The organism is Vagococcus sp. WN80Y (assembly GCF_059621045.1).
In genome coordinates this window covers 1-19,033 of record NZ_JCAQHY010000141.1, presented here as the reverse complement: position 1 = coordinate 19,033, position 19,033 = coordinate 1, and the positions used below count along the sequence as shown (strand labels likewise).

The 19,033-nt window shown below is 40.0% G+C and carries 17 protein-coding genes and 1 pseudogene; 11 read left to right on the top strand and 7 right to left on the bottom strand.

Translation table 11 applies throughout. From position 1 onward, the window contains the following. Position 1 precedes the first annotated feature (1 nt). Both AC5KOD_RS08640 and lsrF read left to right on the top strand, forming a co-directional pair. Entirely contained in the window at positions 2 to 1,096 is a 1,095-nt protein-coding gene (locus AC5KOD_RS08640; protein WP_496914148.1) for a substrate-binding domain-containing protein, read from the top strand. 28 nt (positions 1,097 to 1,124) lie between these two features. After that, on the top strand, positions 1,125 to 2,006 hold the full coding sequence (gene lsrF, locus AC5KOD_RS08635) for a 3-hydroxy-5-phosphonooxypentane-2,4-dione thiolase (RefSeq protein ID WP_496914147.1): 882 nt from the start codon (positions 1,125 to 1,127) through the stop codon (positions 2,004 to 2,006). A gap of 208 nt (positions 2,007 to 2,214) precedes the next feature. On the opposite strand, the gene AC5KOD_RS08630 is transcribed toward lsrF, so the two are convergent. Continuing rightward, positions 2,215 to 2,367: a putative holin-like toxin gene (locus AC5KOD_RS08630; protein ID WP_496914146.1), complete on the bottom strand. Its 153-nt coding sequence runs from the start codon at positions 2,365 to 2,367 to the stop codon at positions 2,215 to 2,217. Between the two features lie 366 nt (positions 2,368 to 2,733). Between AC5KOD_RS08630 and gshAB the strand changes: the two genes are divergently transcribed. The 4 genes from gshAB to AC5KOD_RS08610 all read left to right on the top strand — a co-directional run bounded on the left by gshAB (position 2,734) and on the right by AC5KOD_RS08610 (position 8,996). Next, positions 2,734 to 5,022: a bifunctional glutamate--cysteine ligase GshA/glutathione synthetase GshB gene (gene gshAB, locus AC5KOD_RS08625; RefSeq protein ID WP_496914145.1), complete on the top strand. Its 2,289-nt coding sequence runs from the start codon at positions 2,734 to 2,736 to the stop codon at positions 5,020 to 5,022. A gap of 139 nt (positions 5,023 to 5,161) precedes the next feature. Then, complete coding sequence (locus AC5KOD_RS08620; RefSeq protein WP_496914144.1) at positions 5,162 to 5,890, top strand: alpha/beta fold hydrolase; 729 nt, start codon at positions 5,162 to 5,164, stop codon at positions 5,888 to 5,890. Between the two features lie 14 nt (positions 5,891 to 5,904). Continuing rightward, positions 5,905 to 8,436: a bifunctional lysylphosphatidylglycerol flippase/synthetase MprF gene (gene mprF / locus AC5KOD_RS08615; protein WP_496914143.1), complete on the top strand. Its 2,532-nt coding sequence runs from the start codon at positions 5,905 to 5,907 to the stop codon at positions 8,434 to 8,436. A 152-nt stretch (positions 8,437 to 8,588) separates the two neighbouring features. Next, a complete protein-coding gene (locus tag AC5KOD_RS08610) occupies positions 8,589 to 8,996 on the top strand; it encodes a ribosomal maturation YjgA family protein (protein ID WP_496914142.1) in 408 nt (135 codons plus the stop codon). Positions 8,997 to 9,044: 48 nt separating this feature from the next. On the opposite strand, the gene AC5KOD_RS08605 is transcribed toward AC5KOD_RS08610, so the two are convergent. The 6 genes and pseudogenes from AC5KOD_RS08605 to AC5KOD_RS08580 form a co-directional block, all read right to left on the bottom strand. After that, positions 9,045 to 9,887: a MurR/RpiR family transcriptional regulator gene (locus AC5KOD_RS08605; RefSeq protein WP_496914141.1), complete on the bottom strand. Its 843-nt coding sequence runs from the start codon at positions 9,885 to 9,887 to the stop codon at positions 9,045 to 9,047. A 112-nt stretch (positions 9,888 to 9,999) separates the two neighbouring features. Further along, a pseudogene (locus AC5KOD_RS08600) lies at positions 10,000 to 11,430 on the bottom strand (PTS transporter subunit EIIC). Positions 11,431 to 11,451: 21 nt separating this feature from the next. Then, on the bottom strand, positions 11,452 to 12,342 hold the full coding sequence (murQ, locus tag AC5KOD_RS08595) for an N-acetylmuramic acid 6-phosphate etherase (RefSeq protein WP_496914140.1): 891 nt from the start codon (positions 12,340 to 12,342) through the stop codon (positions 11,452 to 11,454). Positions 12,343 to 12,377: 35 nt separating this feature from the next. Beyond that, positions 12,378 to 13,433 (bottom strand): DUF871 domain-containing protein, encoded by a 1,056-nt coding sequence (locus tag AC5KOD_RS08590; protein WP_496914139.1) that lies wholly within the window; start codon positions 13,431 to 13,433, stop codon positions 12,378 to 12,380. Positions 13,434 to 13,639: 206 nt separating this feature from the next. After that, a complete protein-coding gene (locus AC5KOD_RS08585) occupies positions 13,640 to 14,860 on the bottom strand; it encodes a toxic anion resistance protein (protein ID WP_496914138.1) in 1,221 nt (406 codons plus the stop codon). Between the two features lie 3 nt (positions 14,861 to 14,863). Beyond that, positions 14,864 to 15,562 carry a 5-bromo-4-chloroindolyl phosphate hydrolysis family protein gene (locus AC5KOD_RS08580; protein WP_496914137.1) on the bottom strand — a complete coding sequence of 233 codons (699 nt, stop codon included), beginning with the start codon at positions 15,560 to 15,562 and terminating at the stop codon, positions 14,864 to 14,866. Between the two features lie 282 nt (positions 15,563 to 15,844). On the opposite strand from AC5KOD_RS08580, the gene AC5KOD_RS08575 reads away from it, so the two are divergent. The 5 genes from AC5KOD_RS08575 to AC5KOD_RS08555 all read left to right on the top strand — a co-directional run bounded on the left by AC5KOD_RS08575 (position 15,845) and on the right by AC5KOD_RS08555 (position 18,890). Beyond that, positions 15,845 to 16,405 carry an NUDIX domain-containing protein gene (locus AC5KOD_RS08575; RefSeq protein ID WP_496914136.1) on the top strand — a complete coding sequence of 187 codons (561 nt, stop codon included), beginning with the start codon at positions 15,845 to 15,847 and terminating at the stop codon, positions 16,403 to 16,405. Between the two features lie 44 nt (positions 16,406 to 16,449). Further along, positions 16,450 to 16,737, top strand: coding sequence for a cell wall synthase accessory phosphoprotein MacP (gene macP / locus AC5KOD_RS08570; protein ID WP_496914135.1), 288 nt, complete (start codon positions 16,450 to 16,452; stop codon positions 16,735 to 16,737). A 15-nt stretch (positions 16,738 to 16,752) separates the two neighbouring features. After that, complete coding sequence (locus AC5KOD_RS08565) at positions 16,753 to 17,442, top strand: 5'-methylthioadenosine/adenosylhomocysteine nucleosidase (RefSeq protein ID WP_496914134.1); 690 nt, start codon at positions 16,753 to 16,755, stop codon at positions 17,440 to 17,442. A gap of 30 nt (positions 17,443 to 17,472) precedes the next feature. Beyond that, a complete protein-coding gene (locus tag AC5KOD_RS08560; RefSeq protein ID WP_496914133.1) occupies positions 17,473 to 18,018 on the top strand; it encodes a cysteine hydrolase family protein in 546 nt (181 codons plus the stop codon). Between the two features lie 116 nt (positions 18,019 to 18,134). Next, positions 18,135 to 18,890 carry a hypothetical protein gene (locus tag AC5KOD_RS08555; protein ID WP_496914132.1) on the top strand — a complete coding sequence of 252 codons (756 nt, stop codon included), beginning with the start codon at positions 18,135 to 18,137 and terminating at the stop codon, positions 18,888 to 18,890. The last annotated feature ends 143 nt before the right edge of the window (positions 18,891 to 19,033 follow it).

The window sequence follows — 19,033 nt, the reverse complement described above, 5'->3', positions numbered from 1 at the left end:
AATGAAGCATAAAAAGTTAATGAGTATGGCAGTTTTAGCTGTTTCTTCGATCTTGATTGGAGGGTGTTCAGGAGCATCAGATGAGGCAGGAGGAAAAAACAAGGGAGCAGAAGATGGCAAGTTAGTTGTTTTTGTACCAAAGTTAACAGGGAATGCCTTCTTTGAATCGGGCAATGACGGTGCTCAAGAGATGGCTAAGAAGAATGGCTTTACAGTAAAGTATGATGGTAATCCAGAAGCTTCTGTAGCCAATCAAGTGACGATTATCAACAATGCCATCCAACAAGGGGCAGATGCAATTTCGGTTTCAGCAGTTGACGCAACAGGGCTAGACGATGTTTTAAAGCAGGCGAAGAAAGCTGGTGTAGCTGTTACGACATGGGATTCAGATGTGTCAGTAGATGCTCGATCGTTGATGGTTTCTCAAGGGACGCCAGAGCAGTTGGGGCAAATGTTAGTTGATATGGGAAATGACGGGCTAACCAATCGAGGAAAGGATCCCAAAAAAGATAAAATCAAGTATGTTTGGCACTACTCGCAATCAACTGTAGCAGATCAAAATTCTTGGCAAAAAGCAGGTGAAGAGTACATTAAAAAGAACTTCCCTAACTGGGAAAATGTGGCCCCAGATAATTATTACAGTGAACAAAATGCAGAGAAGGCGATTACAGTAGGGGAAGCAATTCTTTCAGCTCATAAAGACATTGACTTGATTATTGCCAATGATTCAACAGCTTTGCCAGGACAATTACAGGCTGCTCAAAATAACAAATTAACAAAAGACGATATCACGATTACTGGGTTTGCTTCACCTAATTCGATTAAGGACTACGCGAAGGCTAATGTTCTGGATCGATGGGGGTTATGGGATGTCACTATTCAAGGAGGGATGGCAGTTTATTTGGCTAATTATCTTGCCTCAGGTAATGAGGTGAAAGTCGGTGATAAAATTGATATTCCAGATATCGGTGAAGTAGAGGTGTTAAATAACAGTGTGTTAGATCCTAAAGCAAAAGATCTTGAGGATTCTGGAGTTGTAGTATTACCTGAACGAACCGTTTATACGGTAGATAATGTAGATGATTACAACTTTTAGAAAATAAATTAATTAATGGAGGATTATCATGGCAGATTTAGATGGTTTAAAAGTAGCAAAGGATTATCATTTAGACAAAGAATTTAATGTAGGCGGTGATTTTCATGTAAAGGGAGCTGCTCATTTGGATTGGGGAATGAAGAAACGTTTAACGAATATTTTTAACCCAGTAAGTGGAAAAACAGTGATGTTTGCATTTGATCATGGCTATTTTATGGGATCGACGGCTGGATTAGAGAGACTAGATGTTATTATTCCAGAAGTGATTGATGAAGTAGATGTTTTGATGGGGACACGGGGTGCGTTAAGAACTAGCGTGAACCCTGCTATGACTAAAGGAATTGCCTTAAGAACAACTTCAGGTTCGACTATGTTACAGGATGATTTAAGTTTTGAAATAAACGCTGTAGATATTGAAGATGCTGTCAGAATGAATGCTGATTGTATGGCGGTTCAGACATTTATTGGAGCAGATGGTCAATTATCAAGTTTAGATAACCTATCGCAGACAGTTAATCATGGTATTCGTCATAGCATTCCTACTATGGGAGTGATAGCTGTTGGGAAAGATATGGAAAGAACGGATCGCTTCTTCAAGTTAGCAACAAGAGTTGTAGCAGAGCTAGGGGCTAATATCGTTAAATCTTATTATTGTGAGAATTTTTCAGAAGTTGTTTCTGCTTGTCCTGTGCCAATAGTTGTTGCTGGCGGGAAAAAATTATCAGAGCAAGATGCGTTAACATTAGCTTATAATGCCATTAGTGAAGGTGCGGCTGGATTGGATATGGGAAGAAATATTTTTCAAAGTCATAACCCGAAAGCTATGGCAGTCTGTATTGCTAAAATTGTACACGAAACCTATACGGATAAAGAAGCATTTGAGTTGTACACAGATTTAGTTAACAGATAGTTGAGGAAGTGAAAAGCAAGGCTTAGATTAATGTACTTTACCCTTCTTTTGTATAAAACAAAGATTTCTTGTGAAAGTCATTTGAAAGTGTTACACTGAAATAGAAAAAGAGTCGTGCGCTAACACGACTCTTTAACCACAGAGCTAACCGTTCTAAGAACGGTAGCAGAAATTAACAAAAAGACCTGTCAACTCCGGCTAAAGAGTTTTATTGACGGTCTTTTTTGCTGTGTTTATTACTGATCTTTAGTATAAGATTTAGAAATGAAATGATAAACATTCCAAATCCAAACATTAGACCAATTGCTTCAGCTACACTCACAAGGCACCTCCCTTTCTTTGGATTTAATGATACGTTCATAAGCATCACACTCCTTTGAATAGGATTTGCCACCGACTTAAAACCACTCTGTTTTCTTAGTATAACAGTCTTTCCTTAGAAAACCATTCTTTTTTAGTTAAGGTAGTTTAGAAGCATTAAGGTGTTCTTTTAGTTAAGTAACAACGGATCAATTAATTGTTAGCTAGCGACTCTTTTATGATAAAAAAATAATTAGTGTTTTAAGCGCGAGGATATTTTTTATCGAGGGAAACTTGAAGCGTTGGGAATGAGTCAAGTCACCCTTCATTACATGTTAATAGTTGTAAATCAATTAACAGCATTTTATTTAGGACAATGCTATAATCAGTTCAAAGAGTACAAAATTATAGAGGTGAATTTAATTAGATGAAGACATTACAAACAGCATTGAGTAAAGATAAAATTAGCGCGTTATTTAAAGAAGCGCGTTTTGGAATAGAAAAGGAAAGTCAGCGGGTGACACTAGAGGGAAAGCTGGCTACGACGGATCATCCAAGCACCTTAGGAAGTCGTAATTTCCATCCATCTATTCAAACCGATTTTAGTGAAACCCAGCTAGAATTAATCACGCCAGTTGCTAATTCGCCACGGGAAGCTTTGGAACATTTGGCGGCCATCCATGAAGTGGCCTTGCGTTCTATGAATAAAGATGAGATGCTCTGGCCGTTAAGTATGCCACCAGCCTTGCCTGAAAAGGATGAAGATATTATCATTGCGAAGCTGGAACGCTTCGAAGATGTTCTTTATCGACGCTATTTAGCGCGTTCGTATGGGAAACGCAAACAGATGGTAAGTGGTATTCATTATAATTTTGAGTTTTCTCCAGAGATGATTGAGCGACTTTATGCGGAGCAGACAGCTATTATTGATTTTGAGTCATTTAAAACAGAAGTTTATTTGAAAGTGTCCCGTAATTATTTGCGTTATCGGTGGTTTATCACCTATTTATTAGGAGCCTCACCACTATCTGAGGATGGTTATTTCACTGGCTGTGACACAGATATTCCTGATGAACCTGTGCGTAGTATTCGTAACAGTAAGTTTGGGTATACAAATCATGACGATGTTTTTGTTTCTTATCGGTCAATTCAAGCGTATGTGGAGGAAATAGAAGCCTTAGTGGACCAAGGGGTTATGTCTGAGGATAAAGAATTTTATTCGCCTGTAAGATTAAGAGGTGGGAAAAAGGTCTCTGATCTGAAAGATTATGGGGTGCAGTATATGGAGGTTCGTAATATCGATAACGATCCTTTTGCGCCTTATGGTATTACGGAGGCTAACATCGAATTTATTCAATTATTTTTGATGTACATGCTTTGGTTGGATAATGAAGGTGCCGATAAAGATCAGTTATTGCGTGATGGCGATCGCTTAAATAATCAAGTGGCACTAGAAAATCCACTGAGTCAGACGGAGCTGCGGTCAGAAGGGTTAGAGCTGATCGAAGGAATGAAAGAGATGGCTCAGGCTATTAAGTTGCCAGAGCGATTGAAGGAAATGATTGCTGAGGCAGCCGATTATTTTGAAGATCCCACTAAGACTTTGTCAGGTAAGTGGTTAACACAGGTCGCTGAGGGAGAGAGCCAGCATGACCTTGCTTTGGAAAAAGGGCGCGCTTATCATGAAAAAGCATGGGAGAAGCCGTACCAGCTAGCAGGTTTTCGTGATATGGAATTATCCACTCAGTTGTTGATGTTTGATAGTATGCAGATGGGGATAGACGTAGAAGTACTAGATCGTCATGATCAGTTTTTAAAGCTAAGGTTTGGCAAGCATGTTGAGTATGTAAAAAATGCCAATATGACAAGTAAAGATACCTATGTTGTACCTTTGTTGATGGCAAACAAAACAGCGACGAAAAAAGTATTAGCAAGAGCAGGCTTTCAAGTACCAGGTGGCAAAGAATTTGCGACGATGGAAGAGGCGCTTGCGAGCTACGGTTATTTCGCTGAGCGAGGAATTGTAATTAAGCCTAAATCGACAAACTACGGAATCGGTATCTCTGTATTTAAAGAGGGCGCTAGTTTTGAGGATTATCAAGCCGGGCTTAGGATTGCATTTAAAGAAGATACCGAGGTCTTAGTGGAGGAATTCTTACCAGGGACTGAATACCGCTTTTTTGTTATTAATGGTCATGTAAAAGCTATCTTGCTACGGATTCCAGCAAATGTCACAGGAGATGGCAAGCAGACGATCGCTCAATTGGTCGCCGAGAAAAATCAAGACCCACTACGTGGCAGTCATCACCGATCACCTTTGGAGCTGATTCAACTAGGGGAGTTGGAAAAACTCATGTTGAAGGAGCAGGGCTATACAGTAGAGGATGTTTTACCAGAGGGAGTCATTGTCTACTTGCGCGAAAATTCGAATGTGAGTACGGGCGGAGATTCGATCGATATTACGGATGACTTTGATGATAGCTACAAGCAAATTGCCGTAGAGGCTGTAGAAGCGCTGGGGGCTAAAATTAGTGGGATTGATTTGATTATTCCAGATAAGACGATTCCAGCGATTCGTGATAGTCGCGCCTATGGGATTATTGAAGCTAACTTTAATCCAGCAATGCACATGCACGCTTATCCTTTTGCTGGTCAGGGGCGTCGACTGACTCAAGATGTGCTGCACTTACTATTCCCAGATTATCATTCTTATTAATCTGGATATATTATAGACGCTTATAAATAAACACTGAAAACGAGAAATTCTGGTTTTTGGTGTTTTTTTATGATTCGATGGCATTCTAATTGCTCGAATATAGACAAAATAGTATGATAAGAGAGAAGAAGGTGATGGGATGGAAGCAATTAGTAATTATGTTAAGTCTTTTGATGGAACCTCATTATTTTATCAAACATACGGCGAGGGTGATGTGCTGATTCTCCTTCATGGAAATGGTGGTAGTTCCAGTTATTTTAAAAATCAAATCGCGACATTTAGTCGTTATTTTAAAGTGATCGCAATGGATAGTAGAGAGCATGGAAAATCTGGTAATAAAGAGAATTACTTATCGTTTCGCTTAATGGCACAGGATATTTTAGCCATTTGTCGGCAAGAAAGGGTAACCCGAGTTAGTTTATTAGGCTTCAGTGATGGCGCCAATTTGGCTATGACTTTTGCTGTATTGTATCCAGATTACGTTGATAAGTTGGTGCTAAACTCAGGTAATCTGGCACCAGAGGATCTAACTTGGTGGACGCGAAAACTTTCTCAGCTAGGGTTTGGCTTGACCTCTTTAGTCGCGAGAATCTCCAAGTTAGCGGCTCATTTTTCGCGCTTACTTGGCCTAATCGTCAAGCCACTGGATATTACTAAAAAGGATTTAAGTCATCTGACTCAGCCTACATTGGTGATTGCAGGTGAACGTGATAGCATTAAGATTAGTCATACGGAAGCGATCGCCAAGGCACTTCCTCAAAGTGAATTAGAAATAGTTCCGAAGGTTGGGCATGCGTTAGCCAAAAAGCGACCAGACTTTTTTAATCAGCGTGTGTTACGATTTTTAACTAAAAATAAAAGCAAATAGAAAGGTGATGTGACATGTCTCAATTAGTAGCATGGTTTAAAAAGCGTGCCCAACTATTAAAACTCTTATTTTTAATCTCTGTCAGTGTGATTGTGGTGCGTGAGGTAGTATCGATTGCCAAAACGACGTCCTTGAATCAGTTACAAGAAGTTCTCGCGACACTAAATCCCTTAGCAGTTGTTTTAATGGCAGTGATTGGGTGTGTGGCGGTGATTCCAATGCTGTTTTATGATGTTATTTTAACGAATCTATTACCAGAAAAACGGCCATTGCCCTATGTCATTCAAACAAGCTGGATTACTAATACAATCAATAATCTGTGTGGCTTTGGTGGGTTGATCAGTACTGGACTTCGGACGCAGTTCTATGGTAAAAAAGTAGCAGGGAAAGACTTTCTAAAGGCCTTGTCAAAGGTATTGTTATTTTTTATGTCAGGTCTTTCTCTCTATTGTTTGATTTCCTTAATACTAGTCTGGGTTGGTCAAGGTAACCCTTATTTACAGAAGTACTGGGTATGGTTAGCAGGAGGGAGTCTTTACTTTCCAGTAGTACTAATCGTGACACACCGTAGCCAAGCTGATTTTTTTGATGATTTGACCCTAAAAATTGAGAGTCAATTAGTAGGCGCGTCTTTTTTAGAATGGACGGGAGTCTTGGTGACTTTTGTCAGTATTGGCAAGCTAATGGGAATAGACTTTTCGCTAACACAAGTGATACCGCTATATATCGCTTGTTCGATTATCGGAATGATCTCCATGATACCGGGGGCTTTAGGTAGCTTTGATGTTATGATGCTACTTGGCCTAGCAAATTTAGGAATTCCTCATGGAACCGCCGTAATTTGGATTTTATTGTACCGTTTATTCTATTACTTGATTCCCTTTATAATCGGGTTACTACTTTTAAGTCATAATTTGGGTGAACAATTCAATCAGCGGTATAATGGGATTCCAAAAGAAGCGGCTAGTAAGCTTGCTCACTATGCCTTGGTTACATCGCTCTATTTTTCAGGAATCTTACTGGTACTATCGGCGACGATTCCAGAGGCTTTCAATGATTACCCTGTGATTGGTAAATTGAATCCAGCTTCCTTTCACTTTTTGACACAAACACCAAGTCTTTTTATTGGGTTTTTACTATTGGCAATGGGTCGCGGAGCGGCTCAAAAGGTCAAAAAGGCGTTTATGCCGACGGTTATCTTGTTAAGTGGGTCTATTTTATATGTGATTTGGAAAGAATTCTCTTGGGCATTGGTTGTTATTTTAGCCTTGGTTTTAGTTTTTGTGATGCTGTCTAAGAGTCAATTTTATCGTGAAAAATTAGTTTACTCATGGGAGATGCTGACGGTAGATAGTCTTTTATACAGTGGGTTGGGCTTCTTATATGTGATTATTGGGGTGTATAATTTGCCTCATCGACATCACCGTGTTACTCACAACTTTCTAATTTTCCCTTCCGAGCACTTGTGGTTTTTAGGGTTAGTGACGATCGTGCTAACCGCCACATTAGTGTTGGCCTTTATCCGTTATTTATCTAAAAGCGAGCTGACTTTAGGGGAACAGGTCAATGAGGAGAAAGTAAAAGCGTTACTGGGAAAATATGGAGGCAATGAAACCAGTCAGCTAATCTTTTTAGGGGATAAGGAGCTGTTCTTTTATGAAGTAAAAGGAGAGCCAGTGGTGTTATTTCAATATAAAGTAAAAGTGGATAAATGTATGGTGATGGGAGAACCGATAGGCGATCCGGCTTATTTTTTACCTGCCATTGAAGCTTTTGTTGAAGAGGCTGATCGCTTGGGCTATCGTTTAGTTTTTTATGAAGTTCAAGAATCATTTGTGATGCTACTACATGAGCATGGCTTTGACTTTTTAAAAATGGGAGAAGAAGCGTATGTTGAGGTTCAGACCTTTACTATTTCAGGTAAAAAATTGAAGGGCGTTCGCTCATTACTTAATAAAATGGAACGTGAAAACTTCACCTTTGAGTTACTAGAGCCGCCTTTTTCAGGCGAGCTATTGACAGAATTACGGCAAATATCTGATGAGTGGCTAGGAAATCAACCAGAGAAAAGTTATTCTATGGGGTATTTTGACGACGAGTATCTAAGTCGTGCACCGATTGCAGTGATAAAAAATGAAGCTGGGCAATGTGTGGCGTTTGCTAATATTATGCCAACGTATAATAAGGAGCAACTAACCATTGATTTGATGCGACATCATCGTGAGGCACCATCTGGTGTGATGGATGCGCTATTTACTAATTTATTTGAGGTTGCTAAGGAGCAAGGCTACGAGTATTTTAATATGGGGATGGCACCGCTAGCGAATGTTGGTTATGCAAGAAATAGTTTTTTCCAAGAGCGAGTGGCTCACTATATTTATGAATACGGCACTCATTTCTACTCCTTCCAAGGCCTCCGAAATTACAAAAGCAAGTATGCGAGTCGGTGGGTCGCAAAATACACGGCGTATCCTAAAAATAGCTCGTTGATCTATACGTTGATTCAGTTGCTAGTATTGGTGAATGCGCCAAAGGACAGTAAATAATAGTTAATTAGAGCGTTATCCGAGGAAAACTTGGCTAACGCTTTTTGGTTTGTCTTCAAATAAGCGAATTAAATTTTGTTAAAGCTTAGAGTATTCTGCAGAAGAGGCAGGAAAAATGAGTATAATTAATAAAAATGAATGGAGAGTGAGAAGTGAACGTGAGAGATCGAATAGTTTATGGTGGCTTGGCTCTAGTGACGATGGTCGCTGGGCTACTGTCGCGTCAGTTTGCCCCTTTTTTACCAGAAACTGTGAATGATTATTTGGGAGATAGCCTATGGGCTTTGATGATCTTTTGGGGATGTTGCTGCTTATTTCCAAGAATGAAGCAACTGAAGCTCGTGTTAGTCGCCTTGGTTTTTTGTTACGTAATAGAGGTTAGCCAACTGTATCACCCAGAGTGGCTTGAGCAGATAAGAAGAACGACTCTTGGTGGCTTGATTTTGGGGTACGGGTTTCTTTGGCGGGATTTAGTGGCGCATACGATTGGGGTATCAGTAGGCGCCTTAGCTCGAATGGCACGATTACCTTATAATCGCCGTGAATCAACTAAAGGGTGAGTTAGTTGAGCTCACCCTTTAGTTGTTCTATTAAACACTGAGATTTACTTAGACCTTTTTGACAATTTCTTTTGACTGACTTAAGCGTTCAATAGTACTATCATAATGCCTAGAAGCGTAGGCTGAAAATAGAATATCGACTGTAAAAAGCTGAACCAACATGGAACTGGATGCCGAACTTCGTAATACAGCTTCACCACCACTGGCTGTTTCAAGAATCACATCTGCAATTTTGCCTAACCGTGAATTAGTTGAATGGGTCATAACAACTAGATCGATACCTTTTTCCTTAGCAATTTCCCCTAAGTGAATCAGTTCTGACTTCTCACCAGAGTTGGAAATGGCAAAAAATAGTCCCTTAGAAGGATTGGTGACTAAAGAGGTAGCCATTAAATGATAATCCTTGGAAAAAAAGACATTTTTACCGATTCTTGTTAATTTTTGAAAAATATCCTCGGCGACAAGTCCAGAAGCACCAATACCATAAGCATAAATTACCTGAGCCTCATCCATCATCGTCATGGCTCGTTCGATCATAGTATCATCTAGTTTTGTGATCGTTTCTTTAAACGCATTCTCGACTTTAAAATGTAGTTTCTTTTTAATCTGAGAAATTTCTTCATCTTTGACAATATCGGTGTGCAATTCCTCAGTGATTTGAGGCAAATTAGTTGATAGCTGTAGCTTTAGATCAGTAAAGCCTTCCAACCCTAATGAGTGGCATAGACGAACTATAGTTGCAGGGCTAGATTTAGCCTTTTTTGATAAAGTTGTGACATTCATGTGAATGACGTCAATGGAGTTGGCTAAGATCCATTCTGCGAGTTTTTTTTCAGCTTTGGCTAAACTTCCGAGTCTTTCTTGAATGATAAATAATATATTGTTTGGCATGTTTTTCACCTCGTTTCTATCATACACTGTAAAAAAAAGACATACAATCAAAAATTCTGATTATATGTCTTTTTACTAAGTCTGTTTTAACCTATAAATTCGATGAGAAAGGTTAGTTGCCTAACTGCATTTCTTTAGTAGTTCCGAAGAAATAAGTGGCGATAAATCCACCTGCGTAACCGGCTAAAAGACCGAGGACATAACCAAACCAGTGGCCATTAGCAATGAGTGGGATTAAAGCAACACCACTTGGGCCCACTGAGGTTGCGCCAATATTGCCGATAAGTCCGAGGACGCCACCGCCAATACCGCCACCAATACAAGCTGTAATAAATGGACGGCCTAATGGTAGGGTTACGCCGTAAATCAAGGGTTCGCCAATGCCTAAGATTCCAACAGGCAAAGCCCCTTTAATTAACTCAACTAAGCCTTTATTTTTGTAACATTTTACCCATAAAGCAATGGCTGCTCCAACTTGACCAGCTCCGGCCATAGCTAGGATTGGCAATAATAAAGTGCTGCCAGTTTGCTCGATCATTTCTAGATGAATTGGCGTTAAAATTTGATGCAGGCCAAACATAACCATTGGCAAGAAAGCAGCGCCTAATACGAAACCAGCAAAGGCTCCACCAACATTTAAAACAGAGTTAATCACGCCAACAAGTGAATTAGAAATCGCACCTGCAATTGGCATAATCAAGAAAATAGTCGTCAATCCCATAACTAATAACGTAATGGTAGGGGTTACAATAATATCAATTGAATCAGGAATGACTTTACGCAATGTTTTCTCAATAAAGGACATCACCCAAACAGCGAAGATTACGCCGATAATGCCACCTTGTCCAGCTGTTAGGCTACCACCAGTAAAAATATTAGGCAAAGGTGCCTCGATATTCATACCCGTTAGTAAAGTTACGCCACCGATAACCCCACCTAAGCTAGGCGAAGCGCCAAATTCCTTAGCACTGTTCATACCGACGTAAATGACTAGATAACCGAAAACCCCATTTTTGATAATGTTCATAACGGTGACAATATTTACCTATGTATCCCCAGAAATAGTTCCAGCAGTTAGTAAATTACCAACAATTGAGGCAAATCCGCCAATAATACCGGCACCAACAAAGGCTGGGATTAAGGGAACAAAAATATTAGAAATGGCTTTTAGAGCCTTTGACCAAGGTTTCTGGTTTTTGCGCTTAACCTCAGCTTTCATCTCGGCCGCTTTTTGTTCAACGGCCTCTTTCCCACTAGTGGAGCTGTCAGAAGGGAAATCATCACCTAAGTTTACCCCAGCAATGTCCACCATCGCTTGCGCTACTTTATTAACCGTACCCGGTCCTATCACGATTTGAAGGGTATCATCCTCGACGATTCCCATAACTCCATTAACTGCTTTTAGGCCTTCCATATCGACCTTCGAGTAATCCTTGATTCCCATTCTAACCCGTGTCATGCAGTGAACCACTTTTGATACATTTTCTTTTCCACCAACATTTGCATAAATTCCTTTAGCAATATCTTGAATTTTATCTGCCATTTTTGGTCACCCCAACTTTTTTTATTTTAGTGTCTGTCTAATAAACCCATTGCCAGCCACTAATTTCTCCTCGGCTTTTGTTTTTGTTGCCCCTGTCAAAATCATTACGATCGCTACTTTAACATTTTCCTCTGCATCAATAAAGGCTTTTTCTGCCACTTCATAGGAACAGTCTGTGGCTTCCATAATAATCCGCTTTGCTCGTTCGACTAGTTTTTCATTGGTTGGTCGGACATCCACCATCAAGTTTTTATAGACTTTACCGATGCCGATCATAGAGACGGTTGATAGCATATTAAGGACTAATTTCTGTGCGGTCCCTGATTTCAAACGAGTTGAACCAGTTAAAACTTCTGGTCCGACTTCTACTTCAATTGGGAAGCTAGCGTAGCTGCTAATTTCAGCGTCTTTATTACATGAGATAGTGGCGGTTGTGGCGCCAACTTCTGTGGCGTAAAGTAGTCCGCCAATCACGTAAGGCGTCCGACCACTAGCCGCAATTCCAATCACAATGTCATTTTTTGTTAAATTAATCGACACTAAATCATTTTTGCCTAGCTCGCGAGAATCTTCGGCACCTTCAACTGCCACTGTCATGGCACTCATGCCGCCTGCGATTAGACCTTGAACCATTTCAGGATCAGTACCAAAGGTCGGCACACATTCAGCGGCGTCTAAAATCCCAAGTCGTCCACTAGTCCCAGCTCCTGCGTAGATAAGTCGGCCGCCTTTTTTAAAGCTTATCACAATTTGTTGAACGACAGCTTCGATTTGAGGCAGGGCCTTTTCGATTGCAAGGGGCACACGTTTATCTTCCGTGTTCATGATTGTTAGTGTCTCCATGACAGACATTTGATCCAAATTCATTGTGTTCATGTTTCGTGTTTCCGTTGTTAATGAGTCAATATTCATTTTAATTACGTCCTCCTAAATTAAGTGCGACTCTTTTACTGATAAAATTCGTATGTCTGACCAGGTTGAATCCACTCGACTAATTCGAGATGTGCCGGGATCACTTTAGCGACAACATTTACCCGGGGATCAGCTGGTAGTTTCTTTTTTGTTAGTTGCAACTCGCCCATGTATCGCCCGTATAAGTGATTATCCAAAGTAACTGATCCGCGATCTCGTTTGATACAAGACTCTTGATTAATTGTCGGTAACTCTTTAAAGCGCGCTTCTTGACTACGCACCACATCACGAGCATCATCTACACGATTAGTGTGGCTACAGAGGAACAACTCATGATAGTGATCAGTCAATGGCATTACTTGTAAGCTGACAACGTCATCTTGAAAATATCGATTAAATTGCGTCATTGATGAGTGTGAAAGTCGCTCATCGCCGATTGCTACTTCATCGACTAAACAGTCTTTAATTAATTCAATGCCACCTGCAAGTGGCGTTAGTTGACGATGTTTTTCCAAGGTTGGGAGATGCTCGAATAAAGGGCCGCGTAAGGTCTCGTCGCCAGGAACAAAGGCGACAATTTTGAAACCTTGTGACTTTAGCCACTTGTTTCGTTCGACAAAAGACTCTTTTGCTAAACCTGTTTCGTTTCGTGGGTAATAATTGTGCCATAATTCCATCTGAGAAAAATCAGCTTGATGTCGTTTTAGTTCCAAAACTTCTTCAGATGTTAGGGTGCTGGCATTTAATCCGACCATCATTACCTGTGAAACTGAGGCAATGGTTGCCATAGAAATCCCATAATCCATTCGGATACCCGTAATCCCGATTGCTTTCAGGGGCGTGACATCTTCTTCAATTTTAATTCCAATCGCCTCTAGCGCTTTCGCAGAAATATCCACCATCAGGTTGAGATTCAGCTCTTGAGTGGCTTTTCCTAAAGCGTGAATCCGCTTTAAATAAAGAGACGAATCATCTTCTGGAATATGAAGAGAGGTAAAGACAGTATTAAAATTAGCCGACTTCATTTGTGTCATGTACTCATAAGTTGAGTCACTGATGTCTTCATTTAGAAATAGTGAGAAACCTAACATTTTTTCCTCCCTTAATTATTTTTTATTAATTCCTAGCTGATAAGGTCATTATACCTTTTAAGAAATAATATTTCAAGTTTCTGTTTTTTTATCGTTTTAAATGGAATTTTATTCCTTTATAAAATTGAAATAGTCAATTTAGTTGCCAAAAAAACCACTCTTAAGGGGAAAACTCCCCTTAAGAGTGGTTTAATAGTATAAAGCTATTACTGCGTCATTTCTAGCAGTTTATTTTTCAAATCATTTTCCATGTTAGCTAATTCAATTTCAGCGGCACGACGACTTTCTTTACCTTCTTTTTGAATGCGAATGGTTTCTTGAATAGTTTCAACTAAATCATTTTGCGTTTTTTGTAAGGTTTCAATATCGACAATTCCGCGCTCATTTTCTTGAGCAGTCTCAATCGCTGAAATTTTCAACATTTCTGAGTTTTTCTTCAGTAAATCATTGGTTGTTTCAGACACTTGACGTTGCGCAGTAACGGCGTCTTTTTGACGTAATAAAGTTAAGGCAATCGCCACTTGGTTTTTCCATAACGGAATCGCTGTGTTAATTGAGGCTTGAATTTTTTCAGCCAGAGCTTGGTTCGTATTTTGAATCAAACGGATTTGCGGAGCTTGTTGAATCGTGATTTGACGAGCTAAATTTAAGTCATAGGTCCGTTTGTCTAAGCGATCTAAAAATTGATTGAGGTCATTGACTGTTTGGACATCCATCTGATCGCCTGTTTGCTCTGCGTGTTTCATAGCAGCAGGAATTAACTCTCGCTGTAATTCTTCCATCTTCACTTCGCCAGCGGCAATGTAAATATTCAAGGCATCAAAATAGTCTTTGTTTTTATGATACAGTTGCTCAAGCATCACATTATCACTTAGTAAGCCATTTTTTTCCTTGTCTAATTTTACCGCAATTTTATCAATTTGAGCCCCAATTTTTTGGTACTTTGCTGTAATCTCGTAAATGGATTCTTTGACTTTACCAAACATCCGTTTGAAAACATTTGATTCTTGTGCTTGAAGCTCTGAAGGGCTTGCTTCATTTAAGCGATACATTAATTCGTTTAAAGAATCGCCTAAAGGGCCGATGTCTTGATTTTGTACGTGATTTAACATCGAATGAGAGAACTCACCTAGTTTTTGTTGAGCCGCTGCGCCGTAGCTTAAGACAGCTTGGGAATCAGTGACATCAATTTGAGCGGCCAAGTCTTTCGCTTGTTTTTGTCGATCCGCTGGTAGGCGGTCTAACAATTTAGGCGCTTCTTTCAAATTTGATAATTCATTAATTTCATTTGTTTGAGCGCTCGTTAACGTTGCATTTGTTGGATCGATGAATGGATTACTCAGTAAATCATCTAAAGTACTTGTGACAGGTGTTGCTTGTTTGATTGGTTCAGTTGTTAAATCTTCCAAATTTAATTCATCTGACATACATTAATTCTCCTCTTTCTCAGTATAAGCCATTTTTTCTTGATTCATCTGCTCTCTTGAGAGGTTTTGTTTAGCTAAAGTGATCTCAACATCTAGTTCATCTAGATCGTCTGCCATAAAACGTTCATAATCTGATACGAGCAATTTAGAAACTTCGTCAATCACATTAGAACTTTTTTGTAGGGCATCATAGGTATTTTTTGTTTTGATGTCATGAGCATTAATCTCAAGATACTTGTTAGTTAAGTCTACCAAATTTGGTAGGTGATTGTAAAGAAAGCGGTCAGCTAAATGCAACTTTGTTGGCTCTTTTACGAGTTCTTTAAACATTGCTTTAGCGGCTTTGACTGTATCGTTTCTCAAATCAATGGCTTTCAGCTTGGCAACAGCATTCATGTTTTCATCTAACTGAATAACCTGTTTTTTAGCAGTGGCCATTGTTTCACGGAAAAAGGCAATTTGCTTGTCGTCCATCCCTAATTCTTGGTAGTGCTTTTCTTTTTGCAAAGAAACAACTGGAACTGATTTAGTAGCTGGTGATTTGCGACGAGTGATGATTTTTAGGATAACGCGCGCTAAAACTAGCAAGACTCCTAGTATAAGTAAGGAACCAAACACACTTCCCGTGTCATCGAACACCACGAAGAACCCAATAACAGCAAGTATATAGATGGCAAATTTTGAGATATTTTTTATGTTCATTTTATCTTTCACTCCAATTCCTTTTGATTAACTTCCATGTCCTTATTTTAGCACAGAAGTAGGTCACTAGGGTATCAGTCCTAAGTTTGATTTAATTTAAACTTAGGACTTAGTTAAGAATTACCTGACGATGAACTAAATTTACCTACTTATATAGGAAAGTTCTGGTAAAATAAGCGAGACCTTACAAAAATGTCAGCCATCTAGTTGCTTAAGTAATTGAAAAAAAGTCCAGTAAACGGTATGATTAGGACAAGAAAACAGGATATGTGAGGGTGAAAAATGAAATTTGAAGAGTTTGAGGAAAAAACGATCAAGCGTGAGACACTTTTTTCAGGTCATATCATTGAGTTAGCCGTGGATGATGTCAAATTACCTAATGGAGAGCTGGCCAAGCGCGAACTGGTTTTTCACAATGGCGCAGTTGGAATTATCGCCTTAACTGCTGACCAACGGATTATTTTAGTGAAGCAATTTCGCAAGCCACTGGAGAAAGTAATCTTAGAAATACCAGCTGGTAAGATTGATACCACTGACGGAGATACCCTTGAGACTGCGAAGCGTGAACTCGAAGAAGAGACTGGTCAGCAAGCAAAGAATTGGGAATTTGTCAGCGAGTTTTCTTCAGCGCCAGGCTTTACCAATGAGATTCTTTATATCTATAAAGCGACCGACTTAGTCACAGTCGAGAATCCTTTGCCTCAGGATGAGGATGAGCTGATTGAACTGCATGAATTGACCCTAGAGGAAGCGAAGGCAGCCATTGCGAGCGGCGATATTTATGACGCTAAAACAATCATGGCAATTCAATATTGGGAACTAGAAAGCTTACGCAAGTCGTAACAAAAAAATCAACGTAATTAAGTCGTTTAGTGGGAGGTGCAGTCATGTCTAAAAAAGAACCGTTGCTAACCCGTGCCAAGATTCGGGAATTAAAAGAGCAAGAAAGTAAATTAACGAAGCTTAAAGAGCTTGAGTTGCAAAAACAATTCGAGGCGGAAGAAAAGAAGATTGGCAAAGTATTTTCTAAGGAAAAGAAAAAGGTCAAGTCGGTTAAAGGCAGCCGTGCCCTTCAAAATGAACAAGTGCATGAACGCAGTAGTTTTTTAACAAAAGCAATTATTATTGTGGCACTACTTTTAGTGCTGATGTTTTTAGCTGTTAAGTATTTATAGAGAGGAATTAATCGAGTGAAAATTGGAATTATTGGGGCTATGTCAGAGGAGATCCGCCTACTGCGTCAGACGATGAGTGAGCAAACAGAGTGGAGCGAGGCTGGTGCGACCTTTATTTCTGGCACAATCGGAGATAAAGAGGTGGTTGTCGTTCAGTCGGGGATTGGGAAAGTGCTAGCAGCCGTTACAGCTACTCTTTTGATTAGCCATTATGAGGTGGATAAGCTAATTAATACAGGCTCTGCTGGTGGAATCGGTGATGGCTTGGAGATTGGTGATTTGGTTATTTCTGATAAATTAGCTTATTTTGATGCAGATGTTACCGCCTTTGGTTACCAGATGGGACAAATGGCGGGGATGCCGCTTTATTATGAAGCGGATAAAGAATTGATTGCTCAGGCTGAGACAGCGGCGAGAGAGAACGGGCTACAAACTCGCACAGGGCTAATTGTGTCAGGCGATACTTTTGTAGATAATCAAGAAACAATTAGTCGAATTAAGCACTATTTTCCAGAGGTTTTAGCTAACGAGATGGAAGGGGCAGCGATTGCTCATGTGGCTCATCAATACAAGGTGCCCTTTGTCGTTGTTCGCGGGATGAGTGATGTTGGTGATGAGTCAGCAAGTGTTAATTTTGATGAATTTATTATAGAAGCTGGGCGCAAGTCAGCAGAAATGGTGATTGCTTTAGTTAAGGCATTGTAACGTAAATAAAGCGTAAAGGGAGTAAGTCGAATGAAAGCTTTGTTGTCGATTGATTACACAGAAGATTTTGTTGCAACAGATGGTGCGCTGACGACTGGTGAATCAGGGCAGCGGATTGAAGGGGACTTAGTGGCTGTTACACGACAATTTATTGAAGCCGGTGACTTTGTGGTTTTTGCGATTGACGCACATGATCCTGCAGATCGTTACCACCCTGAGAACAAGTTATTTCCTCCCCATAATGTGATTGGAACTCCAGGGCGTCAGCTTTATGGGGCGTTGTTACCACTGTATGAGGCTAACAAGGACAAGGAAACGATTTATTGGTTTGATAAACGACATTATTCCGCTTTTAGTGGGACGGATTTGGATTGTCGATTACGAGAACGTGGGATAACAGAGCTACATTTGACAGGTGTATGTACAGATATTTGTGTCCTACATACTGCCGTTGACGCTTATAATTTAGGCTATCAATTGGTTATTCATGAAAAAGCGGTTCAGAGCTTTGATCCTCAGGGACATGAGTGGGCGCTGCGTCATTTTAAGAATACATTAGGAGCAACTATTGTCTAATTGAGTGAAACGATCCTATGTCTTATATAGTGTTGAATTAAGTTACGCTATATAGCCATTTCTTTTTTATATCTATTGTTGATGGGTGATTCATATCAAAGAGAGTTGGTGAATGGATGGTAGAAGCGAATGTCTGCCTACGGGATAATTATGTCACTATTAACGGCTCTTACGGAGGGAATCAGGAGTGGTTTCGCGATGGGGTGTTTGGCAACGGGGATTTGATCGGACTTGGCGGCTGTGGGTTGATTGCCATGGCGGATACGTTGCTGTATGTATCAGCTCACGAAGAGTTGTCTCAAAGTTTACCAGATTTAGTGGTAACAAATAAGTTGACAATGGCAACTTATCGACTTCTAGTCGAAACGCTCTTTTACCGCTATTTACAGCCTTGGCGTAATCCATTTTTTAATCCAGCTACCTATCATAGTGATGCTAATTTTGTTCTGGGGATTCAAGGGTGGCAATTGAAACGAGGCGTCAATCGTTTTTTTAAGTATCGTCGTAGTCAATTTTTTTCAACTAAAAATCAAGAAAAAATAAGCCAAGCCATTCAACAGCAGCTTAAAGCTGACCGCCCAATTCCTTTAATGATCGGTCCGACAAAAGACATGTTTCCAACAGTACTTCGGTGCTTGGGGCGTAATCAGGAAGTGTTTGTTCAGCACGTTTCGCGTTTTGAGCATGAGTTTCCACCACGTGATATAGCTGTTGAACGAACGGCGATGAGTGCTCATTGGGTAACGGTTACGGGGTATTACCGAGAGGAGAGAGAGTACGTGGTTATTTCTTCTTGGGGAGAGCGCTATGTGATGGATTTGACTGCTTACCTCGCTGATAGAGAGAGGATTGGCGGGATTATTGTTCTGTAGTGTGGACTATTCTTAAAATTAGTAGAGTTTGGGACGTAAGTCCGAAGAACCTTAAGATAGAAGACCGAAAATCGTAAAAAATGATTTTCAGTCTTCTATTTTTTAGATTATTAGGAGAATCCTCTTTGTTTTCTAGCTTACTT